This window comes from Staphylococcus shinii (assembly GCF_017583065.1).
Taxonomy (GTDB): domain Bacteria; phylum Bacillota; class Bacilli; order Staphylococcales; family Staphylococcaceae; genus Staphylococcus; species Staphylococcus shinii.
Window position 1 is genome coordinate 486548 of sequence record NZ_JAGEVL010000001.1, and the last position, 21205, is coordinate 507752.

16 protein-coding genes are annotated in these 21205 nt (G+C 32.3%); 3 read left to right on the forward strand and 13 right to left on the reverse strand.

Annotation, left to right across the window (positions count from 1 at the left end; translation table 11 throughout):
* The first annotated feature begins 27 nt into the window (after window positions 1-27).
* Together J5E45_RS02375 and J5E45_RS02380 are read left to right on the forward strand one after the other, a co-directional pair.
* Window positions 28-213, forward strand: coding sequence for a 2-hydroxymuconate tautomerase (locus J5E45_RS02375; protein ID WP_039066609.1), 186 nt, complete (start codon window positions 28-30; stop codon window positions 211-213).
* Window positions 214-673: 460 nt separating this feature from the next.
* The gene (locus tag J5E45_RS02380) at window positions 674-766 is read left to right on the forward strand and encodes a type I toxin-antitoxin system Fst family toxin (RefSeq protein WP_107531577.1); all 93 of its coding nucleotides are present in this window, start codon (window positions 674-676) and stop codon (window positions 764-766) included.
* A gap of 242 nt (window positions 767-1008) precedes the next feature.
* Here J5E45_RS02380 and J5E45_RS02385 read toward each other — a convergent pair whose 3' ends face one another.
* On the reverse strand, window positions 1009-1989 hold the full coding sequence (locus J5E45_RS02385; protein ID WP_208181540.1) for an LCP family protein: 981 nt from the start codon (window positions 1987-1989) through the stop codon (window positions 1009-1011).
* 139 nt (window positions 1990-2128) lie between these two features.
* On the opposite strand from J5E45_RS02385, the gene msrA reads away from it, so the two are divergent.
* Window positions 2129-2644 (forward strand): peptide-methionine (S)-S-oxide reductase MsrA, encoded by a 516-nt coding sequence (gene msrA, locus J5E45_RS02390; protein WP_039066612.1) that lies wholly within the window; start codon window positions 2129-2131, stop codon window positions 2642-2644.
* 156 nt (window positions 2645-2800) lie between these two features.
* Here the strand turns inward: msrA and J5E45_RS02395 are convergent, their stop codons facing one another.
* From J5E45_RS02395 to parE, 12 genes are all read right to left on the reverse strand, one after another.
* A complete protein-coding gene (locus J5E45_RS02395) occupies window positions 2801-3715 on the reverse strand; it encodes a D-ribose ABC transporter substrate-binding protein (RefSeq protein WP_208181541.1) in 915 nt (304 codons plus the stop codon).
* Window positions 3716-3728: 13 nt separating this feature from the next.
* Window positions 3729-4673 (reverse strand): ABC transporter permease, encoded by a 945-nt coding sequence (locus J5E45_RS02400; RefSeq protein ID WP_069793113.1) that lies wholly within the window; start codon window positions 4671-4673, stop codon window positions 3729-3731.
* Window positions 4660-6150, reverse strand: coding sequence for a sugar ABC transporter ATP-binding protein (locus tag J5E45_RS02405; RefSeq protein WP_208181542.1), 1491 nt, complete (start codon window positions 6148-6150; stop codon window positions 4660-4662). Before J5E45_RS02405 ends, J5E45_RS02400 begins: the two co-directional genes overlap by 14 nt.
* A gap of 14 nt (window positions 6151-6164) precedes the next feature.
* On the reverse strand, window positions 6165-6554 hold the full coding sequence (gene rbsD, locus J5E45_RS02410; protein ID WP_069793115.1) for a D-ribose pyranase: 390 nt from the start codon (window positions 6552-6554) through the stop codon (window positions 6165-6167).
* Window positions 6555-6596: 42 nt separating this feature from the next.
* Window positions 6597-7562: a LacI family DNA-binding transcriptional regulator gene (locus J5E45_RS02415; RefSeq protein ID WP_208181622.1), complete on the reverse strand. Its 966-nt coding sequence runs from the start codon at window positions 7560-7562 to the stop codon at window positions 6597-6599.
* Window positions 7563-8052: 490 nt separating this feature from the next.
* On the reverse strand, window positions 8053-10578 hold the full coding sequence (mprF, locus tag J5E45_RS02420) for a bifunctional lysylphosphatidylglycerol flippase/synthetase MprF (protein ID WP_208181543.1): 2526 nt from the start codon (window positions 10576-10578) through the stop codon (window positions 8053-8055).
* A 452-nt stretch (window positions 10579-11030) separates the two neighbouring features.
* On the reverse strand, window positions 11031-12257 hold the full coding sequence (locus tag J5E45_RS02425; RefSeq protein WP_039066625.1) for an AI-2E family transporter: 1227 nt from the start codon (window positions 12255-12257) through the stop codon (window positions 11031-11033).
* Between the two features lie 365 nt (window positions 12258-12622).
* Window positions 12623-13714 (reverse strand): acyltransferase, encoded by a 1092-nt coding sequence (locus J5E45_RS02430; protein ID WP_039066627.1) that lies wholly within the window; start codon window positions 13712-13714, stop codon window positions 12623-12625.
* Window positions 13715-14092: 378 nt separating this feature from the next.
* On the reverse strand, window positions 14093-14956 hold the full coding sequence (glcT, locus tag J5E45_RS02435; RefSeq protein ID WP_039066628.1) for a glucose PTS transporter transcription antiterminator GlcT: 864 nt from the start codon (window positions 14954-14956) through the stop codon (window positions 14093-14095).
* A gap of 140 nt (window positions 14957-15096) precedes the next feature.
* A complete protein-coding gene (gene alsT / locus J5E45_RS02440) occupies window positions 15097-16539 on the reverse strand; it encodes a glutamine transporter AlsT (protein WP_039066629.1) in 1443 nt (480 codons plus the stop codon).
* A 237-nt stretch (window positions 16540-16776) separates the two neighbouring features.
* Entirely contained in the window at window positions 16777-19179 is a 2403-nt protein-coding gene (gene parC / locus J5E45_RS02445; protein ID WP_208181544.1) for a DNA topoisomerase IV subunit A, read from the reverse strand.
* Window positions 19176-21170 carry a DNA topoisomerase IV subunit B gene (gene parE, locus J5E45_RS02450; RefSeq protein WP_172643863.1) on the reverse strand — a complete coding sequence of 665 codons (1995 nt, stop codon included), beginning with the start codon at window positions 21168-21170 and terminating at the stop codon, window positions 19176-19178. The genes parC and parE overlap by 4 nt, the downstream gene beginning before the upstream one ends.
* Window positions 21171-21205 lie beyond the last annotated feature (35 nt).

A 21205-nucleotide genomic window follows, 5' to 3' on the forward strand; every position in this document is an offset into this window, starting at 1 on the left:
TTTAAATTAGTTTAGGAGGAATTACATATGCCAATCGTAAATGTGAAATTATTAGAAGGTCGTTCAGATGAACAACTCAAAAACTTAGTAAGTGAAGTAACAAATGCAGTTGAAAAAACAACTGGTGCTAATAAAGAGGCAATCCAAGTAGTTATAGAAGAAATGAAGTCATCACATTATGGGGTTGCTGGAGTTAGAAAATCTGACCAGTAGTATAAACCGTTCTATTACTAGAATATGGCTTTACCTTGTCTAAAAGTAAAAATTTTACAATAAAAAGCGCGAGACAGAAATCTAATTTATTTAAAATTATTTCGCCTTCTCATCTCTAGAGATAAAAGCTTTCCCTGAACTCATGCATAAGTCCCACTAGCTCTTAAAAAGCGGAACACCTGAGTAAGTACTCAGGTGTAAGAACCACTAACTTAATAAATTAAGTGTGTTTCTTCAGATAAGTGGGGTTAATGATTACTTGAGCTAAAGCTCATGCATAAGTCCCACTAACTCAATAGCGGAACACCTGAGTAAATACTCATGTGTAATAACCACTAACTTAATAAATTAAGAGTGGTTATTTAGAGAAGTGAGACTTTATTGTATATATACAGATGATATAATAATTAAGTCGCCTATCTCTCAGGCGTCAATTCGACGTAGAGAGGAGGTGTATTATTTGTTAATCTTTTTCGTTCACATCATCGCGCCAGTCATCAGTGGCTGCGCCATCGCATATTTTACTTACTGGCTAAGTAAACGCGATAGATAATTAAAAGGCGACAATAGCCAACACCAAAAAAATCCCCCTCACTATGACAGTAGCGAGGGGGATTGGTGTATTAATGTTAATCTTTTTCGTTAAATATATTATAACATCATACTGAGTAATAATGCAAAAAAATTCACCAGTTCTATACTTCTTACTAGGCATCTTTTAATCGGACAGAGACTAATGAAATATGATAAAAGTGCTGCATTACTTCTTTGTTTCAAACTTATATAACAACAAAACTATTCATCTAAGAATTTCTTAACTTCTTCTTTGTTTTTCGCTTTATCAATTTCTAAAGCACTACCATCTGTTGGTGATTGAATATCTTGATACGTCCCCTTAATTGGTAAGGTTATAGAATCTACATTTTTATCACCACGAATACCGAAGTTTAATCCTGACTGCACCAATGCAGAATCTGGCATATTAGTATTTAAGTAACCTCTTAAAATACCTGCAACTCTTGGTAACTTGAGCAGTGAGTCTACGCTCACAAGTTCTTCTTTTAAAGACTGCATTACTTGTTGTTGTCTACGAACGCGTCCAAAATCTCCTTCAGCGTCATGTCTAAATCTCGCATATCCTAAGAGCTCTTTACCATTTAAACGATGATGACCTTTTTTCAACGATACACCGATATTTTTCGACATATCTTTTTCAACATCAATTGGCACACCATTCGGTTCTAGTTCATCTATCATTTTTTCAAAACCAGTAAAATCTAAAACAGCGTAATATTCAGGATCAATCCCTAAATTTTTCTTCAACGTTTGTCTCAATAATTCTGGTCCACCGATAGAGTATGCAGAGTTAATCTTATGTTGACCACTTCCTGGTATGTCAGCATAGATATCACGCATTACAGATACCATCTTCATTTTTTTATTAATATAATCGTATTGAGCAATCATGATAGAATCTGTTCTAGAAATTCCTCCATCTTCGGCATCTGCTCCTAAAACCATTACCGTAATCTTACCGTCATTTTTAGCGGCACCATTAAATTTCTCTTGTTTTAATGTTTTACCGTGGTCTTTAGCATAATTGATTCCGGAATTATAACCATGCACAGCATAACCTACGATGATTGCTAAAATTACAATAAAAATCAAAATGATTATTGGTAATTTCCTAATCCGCTTCTTTTTAACCCTACGCATAGGCGCTTCTTTAGTGTTATTGCTTGAGTTTGTATTACTTCTTTGTTTGTCTTCATTCATTAGTATCAACCTTATATCTTCAAAATTGCACTGCTATGTACTATAATTAACATATATTAAAGTTATATAAAAAGAGTATAAAAATCAAGTGATATCTTTATATATGGTACTAAGGTCTAATACGGAAAGGATGTTAAGCATGAATATTAATAAAGCATACTTCGCTGGAGGTTGCTTTTGGTGTATGGTTAAACCTTTTGATACATTTGAAGGCATAGAAAAAGTAACTTCTGGTTATATGGGAGGACATGTAGATAATCCTTCATATGAGCAAGTCAAAAGTGGTAATACCGGCCATTTGGAAACTGTTGAAATCGAATATGATGTCGCACTGTTTTCCTACAACAAATTATTAGAGATTTTCTTTTCTGTAATAGATCCATCTGATGAAGGCGGACAATTCCAAGATAGAGGTTCACAATACAAAACTGCTATTTTCTATACAAATGAAGATCAAAAAGAACTGGCAGAAATTTATATTGAGAAATTAAAAGATACTATGGATAAAGACAAAGCGATTGCAACACAAATTCTACCCGCTTCTACATTTTATGAAGCAGAGGCTGAACATCAAGATTTTTACAAAAAGAACCCTGAACGTTATGCAAAAGAACAACAAGATCGTCAAAATTACGAAAAAGGATTAGACATCTAATTTGTCTCAGAATTTTTATCATTCTCTTTGGCAACAGCGGTTCAAAGTGACTATGATTCAATGTAAATGTGTTTTCCTAGTCAATGTGTTCCAACACCATAAATTATTTAAAGCCGGAGTAGTATTTGCTACATCCGGCTTTATTATAGGTTGTCGCTAATTTTGTTTTTTCATTTCTAATGGTATTTTGTTCTTCTTCTCTACTTTCTTACCATCAAATAAGTGCATTACTGTTTTAATACTTTCTTCCCCCATTAAACTTGGTTGTTGTGCCACAGTAGCATATAATTTATTATTTTCTACCGATTTGATTGCGTCCTCGTTACCATCAAATCCAATAACTTTGATATCCTTATTGCCAACCGCTTCTACAGCACCTAATGCCATTTCATCATTTTGTGCAAAAATAGCTTTGATATCTGGATGTGCTTGTATAATATTTTGCGTTACATTCAATCCCTCTGTTCTATTGAACTTAGCACTTTGTTTCGATACAACATCAAGTGATTTATCTGCTACATTATGAAATCCTTTACCACGTTCTCTCGTTGCGCTTGCACCAGGAATACCTTCCAATTCAGCAACTTTCGCATTTTCACCGAATTGCTCTACAATCAGTTGACCACCCATTTCCCCACCTTTAACATTGTCTGAGGCAATAAATGATGCAACTTCTCCTTTGGCAACCTCTCTATCCAAAGTAATTACTGGGATATTTTGATCATTTGCAATTTGTATACTACCTGAAATCGCATCTGAATCCGTTGGGTTAACAATAAGGTAGTCTACATTTTGTTGAATCAAATCATCAATATCATTTGATTGTTTTGCTGCATCATCTTGTGCATCAGCAAATTTCACTTTAACTCCTTGCTTTTTAGCTTCATCCTCAATACCATCTTTTATTTTCACAAAGAAAGGATTATTTAACGTAGATATACTGACACCGATAACAACTTCAGATTTTTTCTTATTTGACTTATCATTGTTATTACTTTCTAATGGAGATTCTAGTGAACATCCTGCTAAAAATATCAACATTGTGATAGCGCTAATAAATAACTTTTTCATTAAATTACCTCCCTTATGATTTATTCTTTCTATCTATTAGCACTGCAATAATAATTACAACACCTTTAACGACTTGTTGATAAAACGAAGATACACCCAATAGATTTAAACCATTGTTTAACACACCTATAATTAGCACACCAATTAATGTACCGAGTATGCGCCCTTTACCACCTGTAAGCGAAGTACCACCAAGTACGACAGCTGCAATAGCATCCAATTCATATGACATGCCGGCTGTTGGTTGTGCAGAATTTAAACGAGATGTTAATATAGCTCCTGCCATCGCAGACATTAAACCAGCTAAACTATATATCATAACCTTCAACTTATTGACTTTAATGCCTGAGATAAATGCCGCTTTTTCATTACCACCCATAGCATAAGTCTGTCTACCAAACACCGTTTTATGTAAAATAATATATAAAATAATGAATGTGATAAACATGGTCACTGCTGGTACAGGTATACCTAAAAAATAGCCACGTCCGAATAATTGAAATGCATAACTACCATTTAAATTTGTAATCGGATTGCCATCAGTGATAACAAGTGTGAGCCCCCTAAAAACGGTCATTGTTGCTAACGTTGCAATAAATGGTGCCATCTTACCTAAAGTGATTAAAATCCCATTAATCGCCCCTAAAATAGCTCCGAAGATACAACCTATTAACAACGCAACAATTGAGTCAACACCAGACACCATTAATATGGCAATCATCGCACTGGATAACGCAAGTGTGGACCCAACTGATAAATCTATCCCCCCTGTTAAAATAACAAATGTCATGCCAAATGCTATCAAACCGTTAATGGATACTTGTCTTAATAAATTAAATAAATTGGATGGTTCTAAAAAAGCACTGTTTAATACGCTTATGATAATGACTAATAATATTAATCCGATAAACGGTATGATTTTTTCTAAATATGAAAAAGATAACTTAGATTGATTCATTTATTTTCCCTCCAGTAGCTAAAGTCATAATACGTTCTTCAGATAAAGATGCCTTATCTAATAACCCTGCAATATTTCCTTCATGTACAACAGCAACATTGTCACTCATGCCAATAACCTCAGGTAACTCTGATGAAATCATAATAATCGACATTCCTCGTTCAGTAAGTTCATTCATTAATTGATATATTTCTCTTTTAGCACCTACATCAATTCCTCTAGTTGGCTCGTCTAAAATTAGCACACGTGGTGCTGTAGCTATCCATTTCGCTAACACTACTTTTTGTTGGTTACCACCAGACAAATCTACACAAGCATCATCTTGTTTACCTTTAATATTTAATCGCTTAATCATTTGCTGCGTATATTGTTCCATTGAACGCTGAGCAAGAAAGCCTGATTTTGAAAAGCTTTTTAACGCAGGTAACGATATATTCTCTAAAATAGAGTCTTGTAATACTAACCCTTCTTCTTTTCTATTTTCAGTAATAAAAGCTAAACCATGTTGTATAGATTGGTTAGGGTTATTCATATAAATATTTTTACCATTTAACTCTACTTGCATAGTTCCTTTATCTAAACCAAATAACACGCGCATAATCTCTGACCTGCCAGCACCCATTAACCCACTAAAACCTAAAATTTCTCCTTTATGCAATTCAAAGTGAACCGATTTTAAATCATGTTCATTTGAATTCAAGTTATTCACAGATAGCACTAATTCACCTTGCTTATAATTTCTTTCAGGATATTGGTTATCTAAATCTCTACCTATCATCGCCTTAACGATTTGTGAATGTGTGGTAGATTCAGTAGCAGCAGTTAAAATAGAACGACCATCTCTCATTACAGTAATACGGTCAGAAATGCTGAAAATTTCTTCCATTCTATGTGAAATATAAACAAAAGATACGCCTTCACTTTTTAACTTTTTGATTTGTTCAAATAATACTTCGATTTCATTATTTGTTAATGCAGCAGTTGGCTCATCCATTATGATAACTTTAGCCTCTTGCATAAGTGCTTTGCTAATTTCTAACATTTGTTGCATTCCAACAGACAAATCCCCTGCTAATTGATTTAAATCAATCGTAATATTCAATTTCTTAAATATCTCTTGTGCCTGTCGCTTCATAGCTTTATTATCAACAATGCCGAAAAATTTAGTTGCTTCTTTTCCTAAAAATAAATTTTCTAGTACCGTCAAATTGGGCCAAATATTCAATTCTTGTTGTATAAATGCGATGCCATGATTTTCGGCATCTTTAGTATTCTTAAAATGGATTGGTTGTTCATTTTCTACTACTGTGCCACCATCCGCTTCATAGACACCTGTAAGAATTTTCATTAATGTACTTTTACCAGCACCATTTTCGCCCATTAACGCATGGACCTCTGCATCAGCAATTTCAAAATCCACACCCAACATCACGTCGTTTTGTCCAAAGGATTTATATATTTGATCCATATTAATCATTATTAATCACTCCTTTAAAATAGAACGCCACTTTTTAATATTGCATTAGCATAAGGTTTAGCTTCACCAGTTCTTATAACAGCTTTAACTTGCGTGCTATCCACTTTCAACTGTTCATGAGATTTAGTGTTAATATCGACATTTTCTGCCATCAATTGTATGTAGAGCTCATCGTTTTGCTTAATCATTTCATTAGCAATCGTTACTTGCTCTATTACCATATGATTTTTTATTAAGCGAAATACTTCTAAGAATGATGGTTTCCCAAATTCTAAGGCAAGGTCTATTTTCTTAACTTCCTGTGGTACTGGCAGACCACAATCAGCAATAATAATTTGATCTGTATGACCTAAATCACTTAGCACCTTTGAAATTTCACTATTTAAAATACCTGTTTTATACATCAAACCACTCCTTTATTTATGTAACCCGTTACATGTTACGCATTAATGACGTGTACTCGATCTCTTTATTACGGAAATGGCTACTTTTTCTAGTTCGACATAATCTTGGCGATTATACAATTTAAGTAACTTTGACATTGCTAGCTCTCCTAAACGATAAGCCGACTGATCGATTGTACTAATTTGAGGAAATGTCATTGTTGAAAATGGTATATTATCATACCCTACAATTTGAACATCCTTTGGAATTTGTAAATTATGTTGTTGAAGTATACCCATCACTCTAATTGCTAACAAATCATTACTACAGATAACGCTGTCTATGTTTTGTTTCCTAATTAAATTAATAAATGAACCTTCATCGTTTAAATCCTGAGCTGAATAAGTTCTATGGTTAATACGCTGTTCTTTAAAAATTGACATTATTCCTTCTACACGGTGTTCAAATGCATCAATAGTTAAATCTTCATGTACAACTAAGGCACGGTTACAGCCACCTTCAATCACTAATTCTGCTTGGCGTTGTCCTCCTTCATAATGATCAGTTGAAACACCCGTAATTTCATCATTAGTACGGTCGACAAATACAAAAGGCATATGAATAGGTTCTAATATTTTCTCAATTATATTTTCGTTAAGTGCAGTAGTGATCATACCTGCGCAATTATGAGATATAAATGTTGTTAAATAGGCCTTTGCTTTTTCAGTATCATTATCACTGTTACCAATTAACACTTGATAGCCATGTTCAACAGCAACATCTTCAACGCCTCTTGCAATCAATGTAAAAAACGGATTACTTATATCTGGTAATAGCAATCCAATCATTTTAGATTTCCTTTTATATAATGTCCTTGCTGCTTCATTTGGTTGGTAATTAAGCTCTGCAATTGCACGATCAATTTGCAATCGTGTTTGCGCCTTAACATACCCCGTATTATTAATCGCTCTAGAAACGGTTGCAACTGAGCAGCCCGCTAATTGCGCTACATCTTTTATCGTTGTCAGTCAAATCACCCCTTTTGTGTAACCGTTTTCATACTACCACATATTTCCACTATTTAATAGCATAATTGCATGATTAATTTATTAAATTATTTTTATTTAAAATAAAAACCTAGTTTTAATCTAAGTTATTTGTCACTAAAAAAGAAAATCATTTATATGAATTCATCACCTCAGAAAAGTAATAATACATATAAATTTTAATAAGGAAATGCACGTATAATATGTTCATAATAAAGTGAATAAGATTTCAATACAGTATTGAAAGCGTTTTCTAATGATGATATATTTATATTGTACCTTTAACAAAGGGGTAACGAGAAATTCAAATATAGTTAGAATCAAAATGATATTTAAAAAGGTAACAATTGTTAGTTTATTAAAGTAGTTAATGACTTCTCCAAAGATTAACTACACAAACCATTAAGCACTATTAAACTCCTTAAAAAGCACCCCACATGCATATGACATGTGGGGTGCTTCATGTTGTAGTCTAACTATTTTTCCTAATGACCCGCATAACTTTTAACATACTGATCCATAATGAGTGGCGTTTACGATAAACGAGGAATCTTGGTTCCCATTTTGGATTAAATTTCTCTTTATATCTTCTGAGACCTTGAAATCTGTATAGCCCATTGAAATGCTCAAATACACGGCCAGCGATTCTTTCACCATAAAAAGAATAAGGGATTTGTCCAACATTAGATAATGTCGCCATTCCCATATTAAAATGCTCATAATTATTAGCTTTTGACCAAAGTAACATATTCAAATATAAACTATCCATTAACGGTAACTCAATATTTGGTTTCCAACGTATTAAATCAACAGAAATAACACCATTATAATAAGTTGGCATCAATGTGCAGAAAGCAATAAGGGATTGATTATTATCTTTTAACACGCCTATTGGGGCTTGAGATAGATAATGTTCATCAAAACTTCCAACAGAAAAATGCATTTCATTTTTGTCAGCTAACCATTCATCACTAATAACTTTTAAATCAGCAATCATTTGTTGTGAAAATGGTGGTTCCACCACTTCAAATGAATACCCCAAATCATCAAGTTTATTTAGCGTAGCTCGCAACCCACGCTTTTTCTTCCCTGATGTTGTAAATGTCGTTAAATTTATAACAGCTTCTTCACCTAATTTAAAGAATTGGTTACCAAAACTATGATAGAGTGACATATGTTTATCCGTTACTTGATAAAAAATAATATCATAACCTAAATATTCCGCTTCTTGATAAAATGCTTCTAATAAACTATAAAATGATTCTTTATTACCAATTGGATCACCTAAAATAATATACGTATTATTTTGATAACGATACATTACAAAAGCATCCTCGTTGTCATTTATAAAAAATTTCTTATCTCCACTGTACATTAAGTGACTTAAATAATTTCCATTATATTTATTAATAATCGACTCGCATGTAGTGATATTATCTCTACTATTTGATGATCTATATCTATATTCAAACCACCATACAATAACGCCTACTATAATTGCTACTAATAAAATAGTAATCCAGAAATAATATCTCAAAATAGAAGTCAACATTTCAATATGATAAATATCTAAAGAATAGAACGTACTCTTAATTACAAGATGATTAATATAGAGTATTATTGCACCTGTAATAATACTTAATAATAACTTGGAATATCTAAACGGTCGTTTGATAACCCGAGCCCGTTTATAAAACACAAGCAATAACACAAAGATCACTGTAAGCCAACTTAATAGTATAAATGATGCATAAGTATAAGCTGTTGCAATAAATATAAACAATACAGAAATAATTGCGAATAGTATTGCACGTTTAGATAATTTATATACACCTATGACATTTAATAATAATAGCAAACAAGCACAAGTATGAATTGAAACAATAATATAATAGATATAGTGGTTTGGATCATATAATCCATCATAAATAATTGTTAAATTATTCAAAAAGAATACTAGACTCGTAAATAGCAATAAAAGTGCCATAGCAAAAGATGGTATACGTGCAATGATGTCCTTTTGATATGAGCCTAACAAAGACGTCATATCTTTTACTGGCACTAATATACGTGAACCTTCCCAGTAACGTTTGGCGGTACTACGGAATTCAAATGTAGATAAAATCAGTGCAATAAGCACAGGAAATAAATAATAAGCAAAACGATAAAGTAATAAACCTAATACGATTGCTTCCTCATCAATATTTAATGCCTTCAAACCTAACAGTACAACTAAATCAAATGTACCAAATCCACCAGGAATAAAACTGATTAATCCCGATAATGCCGCTAGAATAAAAATCCCCATAAAAGTAGCAAAAGGTATTTGAACACCCACAATAGCCATTGCCATGTATAACACTAATGCTGCAACAAACCATTCAACACCTGAAACAATTGTGCAATATACACCGAGCAATCTATGTGTTTTTTGTACAGGTTTTAATATAGTAAACACAACAAACATAGGTAAAAACAATGCTACCACATACATTAACCATTTAATCCATGGGTACGGTGTAAAAATATGTGAAATATCAAAGACATGAATAACTACTAATATGGAAAGTAAACTCAAACCAGTTAACATTGAAACCAAAACAATAGAAATGGTATGTAGCAAAGCTTTTTTATCATCGGTTGTATTTTTATAAAATAAGAAACGTACACTCGCTCCTATAAATCCACCAAAGCCGACAACAGCATTCAAAGCATTGACTGTATAACCAATTCTAATCGTTTTAGGCAAACCAATTTTTAGCTTTAATGTTTTAGCTAAGATTACATCATACATTGAAAGCACTATAATAGACGCCCCACCACTAAGGAACAGCGCTACAAGCCAAAATCGGTTTATTTTACTAAAGGATTTTATTGTTTCTTTAAGATTAATATGTGAGAGCTCTTTGTACAAAGTAATCACTACAATGGTAAATAACGTTAACGCAAATGCAATTTTTAATAAAGAAAATAATTTACTTCTCAGTTCTTTTGACATCTTTTCACTTCGCTTTTAATAATCTAATCATTCCATAAAAATATAGCACAAGAACAAAACATAATAAATAATTTTTTTAATAATAATAACTAACAAAACTGTTAGACGTACTATTAGGTGTACTACTTGATTTTTACTGTAATAAATTAAACTCTAATAAATAAAATGAAATTTTTAATAATATAGTATTGCAGTACATAACTTGTATATATTGCAATAAGCTAACTCAGTATATTAGTAATATATAAATAAACGATTAAAGGGCGAGACAGAAACCATATTTAAAAATTGATTTCATCGTCTCGCCCTTGATAGTTTTTATAATTGTAATCTATAAATGTTTATCACTTTGTAATTTAGTCGCACCGCTTCAGTTTGAACATTTAATGATATAAATGCGAAATAAAAATAGCATTTATTTTCAAAAAACAATGAACAAAACTTACAGTGGTTTAACGAATTTCTTCGTCTGTAGTAATTTCATATTCTCCAGCGTCTTCACCATAATACTTATTGTATCTACGTTTAAACATAGCGTATAAATGTGAAACCAACACTTTTAATATAGCATAAGCTGGGATACCTAAAATCACACCTACAATACCTAATAAGTTACCTGCACTTAATAAGATGAAAATAATTGTTAATGGGTGTATTTTAAGTGTTTTACCCATGACATTAGGTGAAATTAGATGTCCTTCTATAAACTGAACAGCGGTCCAAACTACAATCAATTTCAATAGCATAATTGGGGAAGTGATTAACGCAATGATTATTGCTGGTGATATCGCAATTGTAGGTCCTATGTATGGCACTACACTTGTAACAGCAGCAATTGATGCTAAAATCAAACTATAATCTAACCCGATAATGCTATAACCTATAAATAATAAAATACCAATACAAAATGAAACGATGATTTGACCTTGAATATAAGAACCAACTTGAACACTCATTTTGTCTAGTAAATCATGATAATCTTTTCTAAATTTAGGTGGCATTAATTTTGTAGAAAACTCTTTGAAACGATGACCATCTTTTAACATAAAGAATAACACAAATGGTGTCGTTGCAATTACTACACCAACATTTACAATCGCCTCAGCAAAATTCTTAATCTTTGAACCAAATCCATTAAAGTAATCTGAAACCATAGATGGCAATTTGTTAGCCAGCGCATCTAATTGCTCTTGAATTTGACTGTAGAAATTCGATATCAATGAATACTTAGTAACGCTATCTATAAATTGATTGACCTTATCCACATATGACGGAAAATTATTACCAAAACTTCTAAATTGCGACCCTATGACAGGTATTAAAAGGTTAATAACAAGTGCTATTACACCTACAATCAATAGGAATAATATGATTACGCCCCATACTCTAGAAATATTATACCGTTCCATTAAATTAACTAATGGGTTCAATAGATAATATAGAATAACTGAAACAATGATAGGTGCTACAATAGTATTAAAAACGATAATGAATGGTTTGAAAATATAAGATACTTGATCAAATATAAATATAGCTATGCCTACTAATATTAAAATTAACAAACCAAAAAGTAAGTCTTTCCCACCTGCAAACTTCATGAAGCGAGTTTCAGGAAAACTAAGCTTTAATTTATCTTTACTTTTCTTCTTTTCTTGTTGTACATTGTCTTCATTCGACATATAACTCACCATACCTTAAATTAATTCTTAAAAATAATAATTACTTATTAATATTATAAAAAGACGTACAAAACTCTATCACGAACAGCTTTAATAGTTTGTTGTACTATGCTTAATAATAACACATTCTTTAAATAACAATCATCTATTATACTAAATTATAATTGTCATAGCGCTTCTGCATGGATTATTCACTATTCCTATATAATTAAACGCATTTTCCAAATATTTCTCAATAATTATTAAACCAACAGTAACATTGAATATAGGAAGGGCTATTGTCAAAAATGCCCTAAATATATTATTTAATTCAAAAAAAGAGGGAGCCCTTATGGCCCCCGTTAAATAATGTTTTATCATTAATTTTACGTCGTTACTTCATTACTAGTATCACTATTACCTCGCAAATTAGCAGGAGTTTTATTAGCTTTCTTTTTCGGAATTGGCACAATATAATTACCAAATGGTAACTTACTAATTAAGTAAACGATGAATACAGATACAGCCACCGCTGCTATAAATACCCCAACAAACTTACTTTGAGCATCAATATTTTCAACAATAGGTAAACGTTTCACAAATTGGATTGCTACATAATGTACTAAATAAACTCCCATAGAGTAATTGCCTATTAACGTTAGCGTACGTAAAACAATTTTATTTTCTTTCACATATTCAAACATATAATTAAGAAATATAATAAAGAATGGGATATATATTATATTTGAAACATGTATAGAACTGTGTAAATTGTCTAAATCAATACTGATTAATAAATCAATAAATAATATGCCAATAATAATAGAAAGTAACACTTTATATCTAAATATCAGTTCTTTTATTTCATTGTAAAATTTCGCATAAACAATACCTAAAATGAAAAAAGATATCCAATTCATAATAAAAAGCTTATCATTAACAAATCGTTCTAGTCCTCCGCCATCAATTGCAACAGGACCCATCATTATCCAAACTATATTAGCTATAGTTGCAACTACGAATAAAGTAAGAATTGGCCACCCTTTTTTAAATTTGTGTACGAATGGAAATAAAAAGTAAAATTGGATTACAGTTAATATGAAATATAGATGGAAATTTGCTTTACCGAATATAAAATAATTGATTAGTTTACCATCATCTTCTAAATTATGTAAAAAATAAGCCCTATATAACAAATAAAAAACTGTCCATATAATATATGGGATTAAGATTTTGCTAAATCTTGATTTTATAAAATAATTCAAGCTAAAGCCTCTATGAATAACAGAAATAGTTAATAAAAAAGCACTAACTACCGCGAAAATAGGCGTGCCTAACCTTGCAATTTGGTTTATATAACCTAACCCGTCTGATGTAAACGAGCCTCCTGAAAGTGAGATACTATTAACTGTATGAATGGCAACAACAAGCATAGCCGCTACAGACCTAATTATAGGAATTTCATCATAGTATTTAATACGAAAACATCCCCTTTAAACATAACAACTTGAAAACTAATTTTATGATTTTTAATTATTATAGTAAAGCGAATTTGTATTTATAAATAAAAATATAATACTTTCATTACGTACTATTAAAAAACTTAACATTAAATTTATAAAATAATACTAATTACACATTTATTTTTTTACAAAAACGCAATTTTGCCTTAAGGAAAATTCTAAATTAATTATTATTAGAAAAAAATACGACAGCACCATAATATAGTGTTGTCGTATCTTTCATTCTGAAATTATCCCAAGCTAGCATTTTTATATAGGCCTATATTTAAAGTACATTTGACGACCTGACTTCATTTTTTATATTTTCTGAATAGCAAACACTAGCTATAAACTTTAAACATTAGTTTCGTTAGTATGGTCGGCATCAATCATAAAATGGTAGACATGCAAAGTTAAATAAATAACTTCAGCCTCATATATTTTAATGCCCAATTCCTGTTGCAACATTTTCATTATTTTCAAAGCGATATTGAAACATAAAGGATACTGAGTTTTCAATAACTCTTCAAAAGCATTTGTTTTCTGCAAATTTTCACCAGTTCTCAATCTTTTAATTAAAAATTGAATATGTCTAATAAAGCGTTGGTACTGGACTGTGTCTTTTTCTATCTCTTGTTTTAAATCATGTTCTAAAATAAATATACTTTTATTAATCAAACGATTAATCAGTTCCATTTCACGTATAGATAAAGTTTCTGTATTAGAAGCTATATGTAACGCTATAAAACCTATTTCATCTTCTGGAAAATTCACATCTAATACATGGTTTAAACGATCGATTACTTTCTCAGCGATACCATATGCCTCAGTATATAATTGCTTTGTCTCTACAACAAAAGGGTTATTTATTAATTGATTTTGTTTCAATCGATTATATGCAAATATAATATGATCTGTTAAAGATATGACCAATTTTTGATTATCTACCTTCATTACTGAATTCGTTATAATATTAACAGCTTCAATGACTGCTTGAATTAATGTGTCATCAGCTTGCTCAACCAGTGATTTATAATGATCTTGTTGAGACTTTTGGTCTAAAATATACGTTTTCTCAACTGTTTGATTTTCTTGCAAAGTCATGCCACTTTTTTTATTAAAACCAATGCCCTTAGCAATGAGCACATATTCTTCTTGTGCCTTTTTACAGATAATAACATTATTATTTAAAACCTTAGTTATCAGGTAATCACTCACATGAATCATCCTTCTTTTTCTGTCATTCAATATTATATAGTGGATTTTCAAAAATTGAAAGACATAAAAGAGCCTTTCAAATTCCCACTAATAAGTGATCTATTTGAAAGGCTCTATATGTTAATATGAATAATATTTAATTATTTTTTCATGCCCCAACTTTCAATACCAAACAAATTAATTTCTAATTCTTCAGGTTTGAAAACAGGTTTTTTACCAGCTCTACGTTGACGTTGGTAATCGTTCATAACGGCAAAAGCAATATTCGATAATCCTATAATCGCCACTAAGTTAACAATTGCCATTAAGCCCATAAATACATCGGCAGTACTCCAAACAGTTTCAGTTTTAATTACTGAACCAACAAATACTAGTACAACAACTAAACATCTAAATATAAATAATATAGTTTTATTTTTAGATAAAAATTCAATATTAGATTGACCGTAGTAATAATTACCTACTACAGATGAAAATGCAAACAATGTGATAGCGATTGTTAAGAATATACCGCCTCCACTACCCAAATGTTCATTTAGAGCAGATTGTGTAACCGCAACACCTTGTGCTGCATTGTCTCCAAATTCTAAACCTGTGTATAGTAAAATCATGATTGCTGTAGAAGTACAAACTAACATTGTATCAAAGAATACGCCTAACGATTGAATTAAACCTTGCTTCACTGGGTGTGGCGCAGCAGCTGTCGCAGCAGCATTAGGTGCTGACCCCATACCAGCTTCGTTTGAGAACAAGCCACGTTTTACACCTTGAAGGATTGCTGCTCCAACTGCACCACCAGTTGCTTGCTCAAATCCAAACGCACTTTTAACGATAGTTGTTATCATTGGTATAATTTGGTCATAATTAAATACCAATATCACAACAACTAAACCAATATAAATAATTGCCATAAATGGTACGATTATTGAAGATAATTTAGCGATACTACGCACACCACCAAAAATAATAGCAGCCGTAACAATTGCTAAAATAATACCAGTTACAATTGGACTTACATTATATTGCGTCTTTAAAGATTCTGCAATTGTGTTTGACTGAACTGTATTAAACACAAATGCAAATGTAACTGTGATTAGCACAGCAAAGACAACACCTAGCCATTTTTGATTTAAACCTTTAGTTATGTAATACGCTGGGCCTCCACGGTAGCCACCGTCCTCATCAGGAACTTTATACACTTGAGCTAAAGTTGCTTCTATAAAAGCACTAGCAGCACCGATAAAAGCAATAATCCACATCCAAAATACCGCTCCTGGGCCACCAAGTACAATTGCAGTTGCAACCCCCGCAATATTACCAGTTCCAACACGAGATCCAGCACTAATTGCAAATGCTTGGAATGGTGAAATCCCTTTCTTACCATTATCTAAAGTTTCAGGTTTCTCACCAATTGCACGAAACATTTCTGGAATCCATCTTAATTGAACAAATTTTGAGCCAATTGTAAAAAATATACCGGCTGTTATTAACAATCCAATTAAATACTGCGACCAGATTAAATCATTCCCGACTTGAACAAATGTTTTGAACCAATCTGGAATTAAACTATCAAAATCTCTCAATTTAATCCCTCTCATCTATGTATATTTAATTTCAAAATTAGAGCAAGAGATTTATAGCTATATTCATAGTAATACACCTTAAATTATTACTATGAGTTTAAGTGAAAAAATATGAATAACAATAACTAAACACATCTTTTCCTTACGCTATAAACCTCTTTTTTAATTATTTATTGCACCTAACTGGTATTTTATCACTATACAGTTGTATTTACTAACAATTTTTTATAAGATATTTTATTTTACTTCTAAATCTTTTATTTCACCGAAATCGCTAGTATCTACGATAAAGCTACCATTTGTATATTGTTCTGATAAGTGGATATCTTTTATTGAGCCAGTTTCTTGCTGTTTGTCAGAGTATATTGTATAAGTTTTTTGGTCTGGTTGAATGACTGCAGCGTCTATAATGCGGTGTGGCGCTTTCTTCAATTCTTTTAATAATGTAATACCACGTTGGGCACGTTTAGCTATTTGTAACACTTTAAAGCTGATGCGTTTTAAAGATCCACGTTGTGTCGCCATTAATATCGTATTATTTGAAGTTACAATATCTGTTAATACCGTATAATCTTCATCTTTTAAGTTAATAGATTTAACACCTGCAGCTCTCAAGCCTGTATCAGAAAGTTCATCACTATCGTAAGTAAGCGACATGCCTTTATTTGTTACCACAGTAATCAATTGCGGTTCTGATATACGCATAACACTTATAATTTCATCATTATCTTTCAATTTCATGGAAACAAGTGGTTTATTATAGCGTGTTGTTTTGAACATGGATACGTTACTCTTTTTAATCATACCATTACGTGTCGCTAATATATAAAACGCTTCTGGTTTAAAATCACTTTCACAATAAGCGTTTATAACGTGCTCGCCTTCATCAAGTGGCACAATTTGAGAGACATGCTGCCCTAAATCTTTCCATTTTATATCAGCTAACTTATGAACTGGTATAAATAGATAGCGACCTTTATTTGTAAACACTAGCGCTGTATCTAAAGTGTTGGCTTCTTCATATTTCATAATCGAGTCGCCATCTTTAGTACCTACTTCGCCTACGCCACTTGCATTAAAACTACGTAATGAAGTTCGTTTAATATAACCATGTTTAGTAATACTCATAATCACAGTTTCACTAGGAACCATCACTTCTTTATCAATTTTAATCTCTGAAATCTCAGCTTCTATAGAGGATAGACGATTTTGTTTAAATCTGTTACGAATTTCGGTTAATTCCTCTTTAATTACATTTAATAATGCATCATGATTATCTAAAATATTTCTCAAACGCTCAATTAATGCTTTCAATTCATCATGTTCTTGTTGTAACTGAACAATATCTGTATTCGTCAAACGATACAATTGTAATGTCACTATCGCTTCCGCTTGAGCTTCAGTAAAGTCATATTCAGCTACCAAATTATCTTTAGCATCTTTTTTATTTTTTGAAGCTCTAATAAGTTTAATCACTTCGTCTAATATAGATAAAGCTTTCATTAAACCTTCAACGATGTGCATTCTACTCTCAGCATGGTCTAGTTCATAACGTGTACGTTTCGTTACAACATCAATTTGATGATTTAAATAACTATCTATAAATTGACGAATACCCATTAATACTGGTCGTCCTTCACTAATAGCAACCATGTTAAAGTTATATGAAACTTGTAAATCTGTATTTTTATAAAGGAAATTAGCTACGGCTTCACTATTAATATCTTTTTTCAATTCGATTGCAATACGTAATCCTGTACGGTCAGTTTCGTCTCTAACTTCGACGATGCCATCAACCTTTTTATCAGCACGTAATTCATCCATTTTTTTAACCAATGCACTCTTATTAACTTCATAAGGTACTTCTGTAACAATTAGTTGTTTTCTACCATTTCTTAATTCTTCAACCTCAACCTTCGAACGAACTACGATCTTCCCTTTACCTGATTCATAAGCTTTCTTAATACCATCCACACCTTGGATAATACCGCCTGTTGGAAAGTCAGGGCCTTTGACATATTTCATCAATTGATTCACTGTTATGTCCGGGTTATCAATAAATTTAAGTGTTGCTTGAATCACTTCTCCTAGGTTATGTGGTGGAATATCTGTAGCATAACCAGCAGAAATCCCAGTACTACCATTTATCAATAAATTAGGAAGTCTTGCAGGCAAGACCATCGGTTCCATTGTCGTATCGTCATAGTTTGGCATAAATGGCACAGTTTCTTTGTTAATATCTCTTAAAAGTTCTTCTGAGAGACGACTTAATTTTGCTTCAGTATAACGCATTGCAGCAGCTGGGTCATTATCGATACTACCGTTATTACCTTGCATTTCTATAAGTACATGACGTAGTTTCCATCCTTGACTTAAACGCACCATCGCATCATATACAGACCTATCACCGTGTGGATGATACTGGCCTATAACATCACCGACAGTTTTAGCACTTTTACGAAAATTTTTGTCGTAAGTGTTACCGCTTGAATACATTGCATATAAAATACGTCTTTGAACAGGCTTGAGACCGTCACGAACGTCTGGCAATGCACGCTCTTGAATGATGTATTTACTATATCTACCAAAACGATCGCCAATAACATCTTCTAGCGATAAATCTTGAATTACTTCACTCAATTTACTTCCTCCTCATTAGGCGCTTCCTGTTCCAATATTTGAATTTCATTATTATCTAAAATACTTTGTTGTTCTTGTAAACCAAATTCGACATGATTTTCAATCCATTCACGTCTTGGTGCAACTTTGTCACCCATTAGTGTTGTAACACGTTTAGATGAACGTAACTCATCTTCAACTTGCACTCTAATCAATGTTCTTGTATCAGGGTTCATAGTCGTTTCCCACAATTGGTCAGCATTCATTTCACCAAGACCTTTGTAGCGTTGCAATGAGAAACCTTTTCCTAATTTTCGTTGCAATTTTTCTAATTCTTCATCTGTCCAAGCATATTCTACTTTTTTAGATGCACCTTTACCTTTTTCAAGTTTATAAAGTGGTGGTAACGCAATAAATACACGGCCAGCTTCAACTAATGGTTTCATATATTTAAAGAAAAATGTTAATAATAACACTTGAATATGCGCACCATCTGTATCGGCATCTGTCATAATAATGATTCTATTATAGTTACTATCTTCAATTTTGAACTCATTACCGACACCAGCGCCAATAGTATGAATAATTGTGTTAATTTCTTCATTTTTAAAGATATCATCAAGGCGTGCTTTCTCAGTATTTATTACTTTACCTCTAAGCGGTAAAATCGCTTGATATTTACGGTCACGACCTAACTTTGCAGAGCCACCCGCTGAATCACCTTCGACAAGGTATAATTCTTTTTTCTCCGTATTTTTACTTTGTGCAGGTGTAAGCTTACCAGATAGCAAAGTATCTTTACGTTTATTTTTCTTACCTGAACGCGCATCTTCTCTAGCTTTACGCGCTGCTTCTCTAGCTTGTTGCGCCTTTAAAGCTTTTTTAACTAATGATTTAGATAATTGACCCTTTTCTTCCAAATAATACGGTAGTTTGTCAGCTACGACTGAATCTACTGCACTTCTGGCTTCAGGTGTGCCCAGCTTAGATTTAGTTTGTCCTTCAAATTGTAACAATTCTTCAGGAATTCGAATTGAAATAATCGCAGTTAAACCTTCTCTTATATCATTACCATCTAAATTTTTATCTTTATCTTTTAATTCATTAATACGACGTGCATAATCGTTAAACACACGGGTCATAGCTGTTTTAAATCCAACTTCATGTGTCCCACCATCTTTTGTACGCACATTATTAACGAAACTTAATATACCTTCTGAATATTGATCGTTATACTGGAATGCAACTTCCACTTCAATATTATTAGCTTCCCCAGAGAAATCTGCTACATCATGTAATACTTCTTTCCCTTCATTGACATAAGCAACGAATTCTTTAATACCATCTTCATAATGGAAGATATCTTCACGTTCTTTGCCTGCTCTTAAGTCTTTTAGAGTGATTCTCAAACGTTTAAGTAAAAATGCTGATTCTTGTAGCCTTTCACTTAAAACTTCATAATTGAATGACGTAGATGCTTTAAATATTTCTGGGTCTGGCTTAAATGTTACTTTAGTACCAGTCTTTTTAGTCTTACCATGTTTTTTCAAACCAGTTGTTGGTTTCCCGCCATCTGCAAAACTTTGAGTATATATGTTACCATCTCTATAAATTTCAACTTCTAACCATTCACTCAAAGCGTTGACAACTGAAGCACCAACACCGTGTAAACCACCAGAAGTCTTATATCCGCCTTGTCCAAATTTTCCACCTGCATGAAGTATCGTAAAAATGACTTGAACAGTAGGTTTTCCAGAAGTATGAATACCAGTAGGCATTCCACGTCCATTGTCTTCTATAGTAATGCTCTCATCTTTATTTATCGTAACAGTGATTTCGCTACCGAAACCATTTAATACTTCATCGACGGAATTATCGACAACTTCATATACTAGATGATGTAATCCACGTTTATCGGTAGAACCAATATACATCCCAGGTCTTTTTCTAACGGCCTCTAGTCCCTCAAGTACCTGAATGGAATCATCCGAATAATTATTTTTTTTATTCATTGCCAATCGTTTCGCCCTCCTACAAACGTACGTTC

Bases quoted from the DNA above. Each gene is read 5' to 3' on its own strand.
- J5E45_RS02375 (WP_039066609.1), top strand. From the start codon at position 28: ATGCCAATCGTAAATGTGAAATTATTAGAAGGTCGTTCAGATGAACAA.
- J5E45_RS02385 (WP_208181540.1), bottom strand. From the start codon at position 1,989: ATGAATGAAGACAAACAAAGAAGTAATACAAACTCAAGCAATAACACT.
- msrA (WP_039066612.1), top strand. From the start codon at position 2,129: ATGAATATTAATAAAGCATACTTCGCTGGAGGTTGCTTTTGGTGTATG.
- J5E45_RS02395 (WP_208181541.1), bottom strand. From the start codon at position 3,715: ATGAAAAAGTTATTTATTAGCGCTATCACAATGTTGATATTTTTAGCA.
- J5E45_RS02400 (WP_069793113.1), bottom strand. From the start codon at position 4,673: ATGAATCAATCTAAGTTATCTTTTTCATATTTAGAAAAAATCATACCG.
- J5E45_RS02405 (WP_208181542.1), bottom strand. From the start codon at position 6,150: ATGATTAATATGGATCAAATATATAAATCCTTTGGACAAAACGACGTG.
- rbsD (WP_069793115.1), bottom strand. From the start codon at position 6,554: ATGTATAAAACAGGTATTTTAAATAGTGAAATTTCAAAGGTGCTAAGT.
- mprF (WP_208181543.1), bottom strand. From the start codon at position 10,578: ATGTCAAAAGAACTGAGAAGTAAATTATTTTCTTTATTAAAAATTGCA.
- J5E45_RS02425 (WP_039066625.1), bottom strand. From the start codon at position 12,257: ATGTCGAATGAAGACAATGTACAACAAGAAAAGAAGAAAAGTAAAGAT.
- parE (WP_172643863.1), bottom strand. From the start codon at position 21,170: ATGAATAAAAAAAATAATTATTCGGATGATTCCATTCAGGTACTTGAG.